We start from the raw sequence: 8,442 nt of genomic DNA, 5'->3' as shown, positions 1-8,442 counted from the left end.
CGGTGGCGCCGGTTTCGGCGGCGTGGTCGGAATAGTTCAGCCCAATACAGATGAACTTGCCGGTGCCGGCAACGCAAGGGCCGAGCCGGGGCTTTCCGGACACCGCCGGCAGCGACTTCGGATCGAGCTTCGACAATGTCTCGAGCGACGCCGGATCGAGCGTCTTGCCGGCAATGTCAGGGACATGACCTGAAAGATCGCGGATCGTTCCATCCGCATCGAGCAGGCCGGGACGTTCGTTCCCTATCTCGCCATAGCGCAGCAGTTTCATCCATCTCTCCTACTTGCGGCTCCGTGGCCGTTAGCAAACTCTCCGCCGAGGCGACGATATGGTTCAGAAACCGAGCGGAACGTACCTATTGGCCTTACAAAACCAAAAAATCGGAATCCTGTTCGATGAAGCTGAAAGGCTATTGTCCTGCGACCGTAGTAGGACTCACGAAGATTCATTGTGCGTGGTTCTGCAAGGCCAATTCCGCTGGATCTTCATCCCCAAGCGATTGCAGCCAGGTTTTCAATTTACCAGCGCTGGTGCACGTGGGGCTTGATGTCCTGATCGTAGATATCGCGGATCTTGCCCATGAGTTCTTCGGACAGCGGCGCGAGGTCCGCTGCCTCGGCATTGGAATGCGCCTGCGCCGGATTGCGTGCGCCTGGAATGACCACGGTGACGGCATCGAACATCAGGATCCACCGCAAGGCGAATTTCGCCATCGTCGTGTCGCCGGCGACCAGCGGCCGGATGCGTTCGACCGCCGCCAGCCCCACTTCGTAGGGCACGCCCGAGAACGTCTCACCGACATCGAACGCTTCGCCGTGGCGGTTGAATTTGCGGTGGTCGGTATCCTCGAATCTGGTGTCGGCCTTGAACTTACCCGACAGCAAACCGCTCGCCAGCGGCACGCGGGCGATGATCGCCACGTCATTCTTTTTCGCCAGGTCGAAGAACATTTCCGCCGGCCGCTGGCGGAAGGCGTTGAAGATGATCTGCACGCTGACGACGCCGGGATATTGCATTGCCTTAAGGGCTTCCTCCACGCGCTCGACGCTCACGCCGTAGTTGCAGATCTTGCCTTGCTCGACCAGGCGGTCGAGCCGTTCGAACACTTCCGGATGGTAGTAGAGGTCGGTCAGCGGGCAGTGCAACTGCACGAGATCGAGCGTGTCCGCTTGGAGATTGCCGAGGCTCCGGTCGACCCATTCGGTCAGGTTCTGCTGGCTGAAGCCCTCGACGGTCTGCTTCGGAAGCCTCTTGCCGGCCTTGGTGGCGATGAACGGCCGCTCGCCGCCACGCTCTTTCATCACTCTGGCGATGAGCTTCTCGGAGCGGCCATCGCCATAGACGTCGGCGGTATCAATGAAGGTGACGCCAGCATCAAGTGCCGCATGAAGGGCGGCCACCGCGTCGTCATCATTGACCTCGCCCCAGGCGGCGCCGATCGCCCATGAGCCGAAGCCGATCTCCCTGACCTGGCGTCCCGTGCGGCCGAATTTTCGTGACTGCATTTCCTGTTCCTCGTTCCGGCTTGTGTGCGATTCGCATCCTGTCCGCGGCATCCAATGATGACATGATTGACATCCTTGCAAAATGGATTTACCAGATAACAGGGTTGTATGACAACCCGGTAAGACTGCAAGATTTTGGAGTCGGGAGGACCTCAAATTGAAAACCGTTCTGAAAATGAGCGTGTCGGCAGCATTTTGCCTTGGTGCGCTTGCGCATCCCGCGTTCGCCGATGACGCGGACAACATCGTCAAGATCGGCGTCGTCGCGGCGGAATCAGGCTCGTTCGTCTCCGCCGGTCACACATTGCCGGCAGGCGTCGGCCTCGCCGTCAAGCAGATCAACGACGCCGGCGGCTTCAAGGTCGGCGGCAAGACCTACAAGCTCGAAATGGTCAAGCGTGATGACCGCACCGATATCGCCACGGCTATAGCCGCCACCCAGGAGCTGGTGCGCGACGTCAAGGTGCAGGCGATCTTCGGCTCGGAAACGCATGACTTCACGCTGGCCATGGCCAAGATCACCCAGCCGGCCAAGATCATCCATTTCGCCGGCAATTCGACGCTGGCGAAAATACTGACGCCGGACTCGGTGAAGCCGGGCGGCGAGGACCACTATCTCTTCCAGTCGGAGCCACAGGAATTCCAGCGCTCCGGCTCGACCGCGCGTGGCGTGCTGACCTTGCTCGAACCGCTGCTCGGCTTCAAGCCGAAGAAGTCGGTGATGATCGTCGGCAATGACGCCACCGGCCAGTTCCTGTCGTCCTACTATTTCAAGGCGCTGAAGGCCGAGGGCCAGGATGTCCCCGACATCATCTTCTACCCGCCTGATACCACAGATTTCTCGCCCTTCCTGACGCGGGCCAAGAGCCTCAATCCGGATATCATCCACTTCTGGTACAATGGCGATTCAACGCTGACGGCGCTGCCGCAGGCGCTCGAACTGGGAGCCGCTAAAAGCTACTTCCTGTTCGGCGTCGACCCCGGCATCTGGAAGGAAAAGCAGCTTTCAGCCGATGTGCCGGTGGCGATGAGCTGCGTGCCGGTGTGCTGGGGTGAATCGTCGAACCCGAAGGCGAAAACCTATTTCGACGCCTATTTCGCCGCCGGCGCGCCGCATGGCGTGACCTCGTCGGTGTCGCTGCTCTACCACGACTATGTCCATTTCCTCGTCGAAGCCTGGCAGAAGGCCGACAGCTTCGATCCGGACAAGACGGTCGATGCGCTGCTCAGCCTGCACCACCAGGGCGTGGTCTCGGATGATCTGACCTTCAACCCGACGCACCAGGTCACCCACGCGACGGAAGTCTGCGCCGCGGCGCCCGGCGGCGACATCTCCTGCTCGATGCAGCAGCCGCCGGCTGAAGCGCCGAAGAGCTGAACTGAAGAACTGAAGAACTGAAGAAGCGGGTTGGCGGCGTCATTTGTTGCCAACCCACTTTCCCTGAAAAGCAGGCAGGCCATTTCACCGTGGATATTTTCGTCCAGCAAATCCTCAACGGCCTTTCCATCGCCAGCGTCATCACGCTCATCGCCATCGGCGTGACCCTGATCTTCGGCCTCACCGGCATCATCAATTTCGCCCATGGTGAATTCCTGATGATCGGCGGCATCGTCACCTGGCTCGCCGTCAGCGCCGGCCTCGGCTTCCCGCTGGCGGTGGTGCTGGCAATCCTCGCCGTCGGCCTGATGGGCTACATCCTTGAGCGCGGCCTGTTCCGTTTCACGCTGGAACGGCCTACCAACGGCTTTATCGTCTCGCTCGGTCTCATCGTCGTCCTGCAGCATGTCGTCGTGCTGTTCTGGAACCCCAACCAGAAGAGCATTCCGCGCCCGCTGACCACGGTCTGGGAAGTCGGCGGCGTGCGCATCGCATCTGTGCGCGTCATGGTCATCCTGATCACCATCGCCGTGGTGGCGTTGAGCTTCCGCATGATCACCGCAAGCCGCTATGGCCGCGCCTTGCGCGCCAGCGTCGAGGACCGCGACACCGCCGCCCTGATGGGCATTCCCGTGCGCCGCTACATCACCGGCGTCTTCGTGCTCGGCAGCGCGCTGGCGGGCCTCGGCGGTGCCTTGCTGATCGCGTTGTTTCCGATCACCCCGTTCACCGGCGGTACCATGGTGATGAAGGGTTTTGCCGTGGCGCTGATCGGCGGGCTTGGCAACATCTACGGCGCCGTCGCCGCCGGCCTAATCCTCGGCATCGTCGAGGGCTTCAGTGCCGGCTACGGCTTCTCGCAATGGACCGACGCCTATTCCTTCGTGCTGATGATCCTGGTGCTGATCGTGCGCCCGCACGGCCTGTTCGGCGGCACCAGCGGTCCCCGGATGGCGTCATGAACGACGGTCGTCGTGCCACCTTCAAGCCGCTGCGGTCGCTGCTGCCGGTGCTGGTCATCCTGGCGCTGATCGCGGCCGTGCCGCTGTTTTCGCCGAGCAACCGCTTCCTGTCGCTGGCGATCTCGGCCGGCACCAATGTGATTGCGCTCTATGGTCTGTCGGTGCTGTTCGGCCAGACCGGCATATTGTCGATGGGCCATGCCGCCCTGGTCGGCGTCGGCGCCTATGCGGCGGCGATCCTCGCGCGCGACTTCGGCGTCGATTTCTGGCTGGCGCTGCCGGCGGCGGCCTTTGCCAGCGCTGTCTTTGCGATGATCGTCGGCATTCCGTCGCTGCGCGTCGGCGGCCATCACTTCGTCATCATGACCTTCGCCTTCGGTCAACTGCTCGCCATCGTGCTCACCAATGGCGGCGACTATACCGGTGCCGCGACCGGTCTCGACTTGACCGATCACGTCACTTTGTTCGGCGCCGACATGAACGACCTCACCCGCTACTATCTGATGGTGGTAGCCTTCGTCACAGCCGCGGCGGTGGCGAGCTGGGCGATCATCCACTCCTCCTATGGCCGCACGCTGCGCGCCATCCGCGAAAACGAGAAGCTCGCGGCCTCGCTCGGCATCAATGTCGGCCGCCACAAGATCGGCGCCTTCGTCGTCAGCGGCGTCTTTGCCGGCATCTCCGGTGTGCTGCTCGCCTATTTCCTCGGCCACATCTCGCCGTCGCAATTCTCGTCTTTCCCCAGCATCTACCTGGCGCTGATGGTGATGATCGGCGGCGCCCGCCTGATCGAGGGGCCGCTTGCCGGCGGCATTCTCGTCGCCTTCCTGCCGGAGGTGCTCAACCTCGATCCGGTCCAGTCGCGCATTGTCTATGGTGTGTGCCTGATCGCGGTGATCATGCTTCTGCCCGACGGCCTGATCGGCGGCATCGTGCGCGCCCTGCGCAGCCTCTTTTCTGGCAAGCCGAAAACCGAGACGACGGAGCGCGACAGCGCCCCCTCGGAGGCGCGCCAATGAGCCCGATCCTGGCGATCAGCGGTCTCAGCAAACAGTTCGGCGGCGTCACCGCACTTGCCGGCGTCGACCTCGCCGTCGAGGAGGGCGAAATCCTCGGCGTCGTCGGCCCCAACGGCTCCGGCAAGACCACTCTGTTCAACGTCGTCACAGGCGTCCACAAACCGAGCGGCGGCACGGTGCTGTTTCGCGGCCGCGATATTACCGGCCTTGCGCCACATGCCATATCGCGCACCGGAATCGGCTACACCTTTCAGCAGGCCATGGCCTTTGCCGGGCTTGGCGTGCTGGAAAACGTCCAGATCGCCGGCGAGCACGCGCGAGCCACCGGCAGCGCCAGCCCATGGCCAACGCCGCAGGCGTTGCTCGACTTTGTCGGCTTGAGTGCCCTTGCCGGCGAAAAGGCCGGCGTGCTGCCCTTCGGCAGCCTGCGCCTGCTCGGCCTTGCGCTGGCGCTGGCCACGCGGCCGTCGCTGCTGCTGCTCGACGAACCCGCCGCCGGCCTCAACGACCGCGAGACCACGGCGCTTGTCGGGCTGGTGCGCCAGCTTCCCCAACACGGCATCACCGTCTGCGTCATCGACCACGACATGAAGCTGATGCAGATGCTGTGCCGGCGTCTCGCGGTGCTCGATTTCGGCTCCAAGATCGCCGACGGGCCGACCGAAGCCGTGCTTGCCGATCCCAAGGTGCTCGACGTTTATCTCGGAGGTGAGCTGTGAGCCTGCTTGCCGTCTCCGACGTCGTCACCGGCTATGGCCCAACCATCGTCAACCGAGGCGTCTCGTTGACTTTGGCCAAGGGCGAGATCGTCACCATCCTCGGCCCCAATGGCGCCGGCAAGTCGACGCTGCTCAAGGCCATTGCTGGACTGATCAGACCCCGCGCGGGCACCATCGCCTTCGACGGCGCCGAGGTCACCGGGCTTGCCGCCGATGTTATGGCCAGGCGCGGTGTTGTGCTGGTGCCGGAGGGAAGAAAAATCTTCGTCGACATGACGGTCGAGGAGAACCTTCGCCTCGGCGCCTATGCGCGCCGCGACGAGGCGGCGGTCGAAGCAGACTTCCAGACCATGCTGTCCTTCTTCCCGATCCTCGCCACCAAGCGGCGCGACCGCGGCGGTTCGCTGAGCGGCGGCCAGCAGCAGATGCTGGCCATTGCGCGCGGGCTGATGACGCGTCCGCGCGTGCTCTTGCTGGATGAGCCGTCGCTGGGCCTGTCGCCGCTGCTGGTCAAGGAGATCAAGGCGATCATTTTGGGCATCGGCGAACGCTTCGGCGCCTCGGTGCTGTTGGTTGAGCAGAATGCCGGCCTGGCGCTGGCCGTCGCGTCACGCGGCTATCTCATGCAGAACGGCCGCATCGTCGTCTCCGGGCCGATCACCGAACTGCGCGACATGTCGCTGATGCGCGAACTCTATCTCGGCGGGGTCGCCGGATGAGCAACCGATCAGGCGTGACTTGCCCCTTATTCGTGAACGGCCTTGTCGCGCAAATCCTCGAAGCGGGCATAGCTCTTGGCCAGATGGCTGCGCATGGCGCGCCGCGCGGCGTTGACGTCCCTGGCCTCGATTGCCCCGAGAATGGCGCGATGCTCGCGCTGCATGCGGTCGAGATATTTTTCTCGCTCGGCCTCCGTCATCCGGTCGAGCCGCGTCCACTGGCGCGGGATCATGGCGCTGCCGAACGTGTCGAACAGCCGGGTGAAATTCGGGTTCTGCGTCGCCGCGAGAATGGCGCGGTGAAAGCCGAAATCCTCTTCCGAGCCGGAGCCGCCGGCACGCACTGCCGCCTCCAGCGCGTCGAGCCGCGCGCTCATCTGGGCCAACGCCGCATCGCTGCGCCGCTCGGCGGCAAGGCCGGTCGCCTCGACCTCGATGCCCATGCGCAGTTCGAGCACACGCAGCACCTCGTCGATCGATTCGAGATCGTCGGGCAGGACGGAAAACGTCTTCGGCATCGGATCCTTGGCGACGAAGGCGCCGAGCCCCTGGCGCGTGGTGATCAGCCCGCGGGCGCGAAGCGCCGCCAGGGCCTCGCGCACCACGGTGCGGCTGACGCCCGTGGCGGCGACGATCTCCTGCTCGGTCGGCAGCCGCTGGCCCGGCGCAAGATCGCCGGATTCGATCTGCGCGATCAGCGTGTTGACGAGCCCGGTCCTGAGATTGGGCGCCTGTGGTATGGCATCGAAAGTCATGGGCTCCGCCATCGGCGCGACTCCGGTTCGATTCTTGTTCGAAGGATTGCATCGACAGGTGCCCACCGCAAGGTGACGAAAGGCCAGAGCAATTCCAGGGAAAAGTGTGGGCGGTTTTCCCGTCCGGAATTGCGTAACAACAACGAGATGAAGTGGCTCGCCGTTTCCGTGAAACGGTGAACCGCTTCAGCCCGCCGGTGCGGGCCATAGGAGGATTGCATGAAAGAACGCATTGGCTTCATCGGCCTGGGCAGCATGGGCGCCGGCATGGCCGACAATCTGCTGCGCAAAGGCTGGCCGCTGACGGTCCATGTGCACCGCAACCGCACGGTGGCCGACCGGCTGATCGCGGCCGGCGCCACCGAAGCCGCCAGCCCGCGCGACCTCGCCGCCGTCTGCGACATCGTCATCCTGTGCGTCACCGGCTCGCGCGAGGTCGAGATGCTGGTCAAGGGACCGGACGGGCTGGCAGCGGCCGCGAAGCCGCTGCTGATCATCGACTGCTCGACCTCCAATCCCTCATCGACGACAGCACTTGCCGCAGACCTCGCCACGCAAGGCGTGACGCTGATCGATGCGCCGCTGGCGCGCACGCCCAAGGAAGCGGCTGAGGGCAAGCTCGACGTCATGGTCGGCGGCCCTGCAGAAATCGTCGCCCGCGCGCGCCCGGTGTTGGAAGCCTTCGCCGCCCGCGTCGTCCACACCGGCCCGACCGGCAGTGGCCACACCATGAAGCTGCTCAACAATTTCGTTTCGATGGGCTATTCCGCCATCTATTCCGAAGCGCTGAGCCTCGGCGCCAAGGCCGGGCTGACGCCGCAGGTCTTCAACAGCGTTATATCAGGCAGCCGCATGGACTGCGGCTTCTATCAAGCCTTCTTCGACTTCGTCCTCAACCGCAACGAAAACGCTCAGCGCTTCGCCATCGCCAACGCGCTGAAAGACATGACTTACCTCGCCTCCTTCGCCCAGGCCGCCGGCATCGCCAACCCCATCGGCGCCGCGGTGCGCAATGGGTTTGCAACGGCAGTCACCACGGGTCATGGCGAAAAATTCGTGCCGGCACTGTCGGATATTGTGGCGGGGCTGAACGGGGTGTCACTGGTGGAGGCGGCGGAGTAAATCGCCTAGGGCGCTCCCCCTCTCCGTCTCGGCTTCGCCGAGACACGTCTCCCCCGCTTGCGCGGGGGCGAGGAACCCAGGCTCATGAAGGCCGCGACCTCTGCGACTAGCGTTTCCTCGCCCCCATGAAATGGGGGAGAGCGACTATCTGGGGGGTCAAGTTGCATTTGCGAACTCACTTCTCGCGTCGCGTGCTTTTGCATTGAGGATGACGAGAAGTTTTCTGGCAAGCGCGATGCGGATGAGCATTTTGGGCTTTCCC

8 protein-coding genes and 2 pseudogenes are annotated in these 8,442 nt (G+C 63.6%); 6 read left to right on the top strand and 4 right to left on the bottom strand.

The features are described 5' to 3' along the window. A pseudogene (locus AC04SG_RS32465) lies at positions 1 to 271 on the bottom strand (2-hydroxyhepta-2,4-diene-1,7-dioate isomerase); the annotation flags it as partial. Between the two features lie 248 nt (positions 272 to 519). Then, complete coding sequence (locus tag AC04SG_RS32460; protein ID WP_488554351.1) at positions 520 to 1,506, bottom strand: aldo/keto reductase; 987 nt, start codon at positions 1,504 to 1,506, stop codon at positions 520 to 522. A gap of 157 nt (positions 1,507 to 1,663) precedes the next feature. Here AC04SG_RS32460 and AC04SG_RS32455 point away from each other — a divergent pair, with 157 nt between their 5' ends. From AC04SG_RS32455 to AC04SG_RS32435, 5 genes are all read left to right on the top strand, one after another. Beyond that, the gene (locus AC04SG_RS32455; protein WP_488554350.1) at positions 1,664 to 2,884 is read left to right on the top strand and encodes an ABC transporter substrate-binding protein; all 1,221 of its coding nucleotides are present in this window, start codon (positions 1,664 to 1,666) and stop codon (positions 2,882 to 2,884) included. Between the two features lie 89 nt (positions 2,885 to 2,973). Then, positions 2,974 to 3,846, top strand: a complete 873-nt coding sequence (locus tag AC04SG_RS32450; protein ID WP_488554349.1) for a branched-chain amino acid ABC transporter permease — start codon at positions 2,974 to 2,976, stop codon at positions 3,844 to 3,846. Beyond that, positions 3,843 to 4,865, top strand: a complete 1,023-nt coding sequence (locus AC04SG_RS32445) for a branched-chain amino acid ABC transporter permease (protein WP_488554348.1) — start codon at positions 3,843 to 3,845, stop codon at positions 4,863 to 4,865. Before AC04SG_RS32450 ends, AC04SG_RS32445 begins: the two co-directional genes overlap by 4 nt. Then, complete coding sequence (locus tag AC04SG_RS32440) at positions 4,862 to 5,584, top strand: ABC transporter ATP-binding protein (RefSeq protein ID WP_488554347.1); 723 nt, start codon at positions 4,862 to 4,864, stop codon at positions 5,582 to 5,584. The genes AC04SG_RS32445 and AC04SG_RS32440 overlap by 4 nt, the downstream gene beginning before the upstream one ends. Continuing rightward, entirely contained in the window at positions 5,581 to 6,303 is a 723-nt protein-coding gene (locus AC04SG_RS32435; RefSeq protein WP_488554346.1) for an ABC transporter ATP-binding protein, read from the top strand. Before AC04SG_RS32440 ends, AC04SG_RS32435 begins: the two co-directional genes overlap by 4 nt. Positions 6,304 to 6,329: 26 nt before the next feature. Here AC04SG_RS32435 and AC04SG_RS32430 read toward each other — a convergent pair whose 3' ends face one another. Then, a complete protein-coding gene (locus tag AC04SG_RS32430; protein WP_488554345.1) occupies positions 6,330 to 7,070 on the bottom strand; it encodes a FadR/GntR family transcriptional regulator in 741 nt (246 codons plus the stop codon). A gap of 207 nt (positions 7,071 to 7,277) precedes the next feature. On the opposite strand from AC04SG_RS32430, the gene AC04SG_RS32425 reads away from it, so the two are divergent. After that, positions 7,278 to 8,180 carry an NAD(P)-dependent oxidoreductase gene (locus tag AC04SG_RS32425; RefSeq protein ID WP_488554344.1) on the top strand — a complete coding sequence of 301 codons (903 nt, stop codon included), beginning with the start codon at positions 7,278 to 7,280 and terminating at the stop codon, positions 8,178 to 8,180. A gap of 156 nt (positions 8,181 to 8,336) precedes the next feature. Here the strand turns inward: AC04SG_RS32425 and AC04SG_RS32420 are convergent. Further along, a pseudogene (locus AC04SG_RS32420) lies at positions 8,337 to 8,442 on the bottom strand (IS110 family transposase); the annotation flags it as partial.

The organism is Mesorhizobium sp. CNPSo 4684 (genome assembly GCF_057784315.1).
This window is presented reverse-complemented; position numbering and strand designations above follow the sequence as displayed.

Coding starts and splice junctions, on each gene's coding strand:
- AC04SG_RS32440 (WP_488554347.1), top strand. CDS start 4,862: ATGAGCCCGATCCTGGCGATCAGCGGTCTCAGCAAACAGTTCGGCGGC.
- AC04SG_RS32445 (WP_488554348.1), top strand. CDS start 3,843: ATGAACGACGGTCGTCGTGCCACCTTCAAGCCGCTGCGGTCGCTGCTG.
- AC04SG_RS32460 (WP_488554351.1), bottom strand. CDS start 1,506: ATGCAGTCACGAAAATTCGGCCGCACGGGACGCCAGGTCAGGGAGATC.
- AC04SG_RS32425 (WP_488554344.1), top strand. CDS start 7,278: ATGAAAGAACGCATTGGCTTCATCGGCCTGGGCAGCATGGGCGCCGGC.
- AC04SG_RS32430 (WP_488554345.1), bottom strand. CDS start 7,070: ATGGCGGAGCCCATGACTTTCGATGCCATACCACAGGCGCCCAATCTC.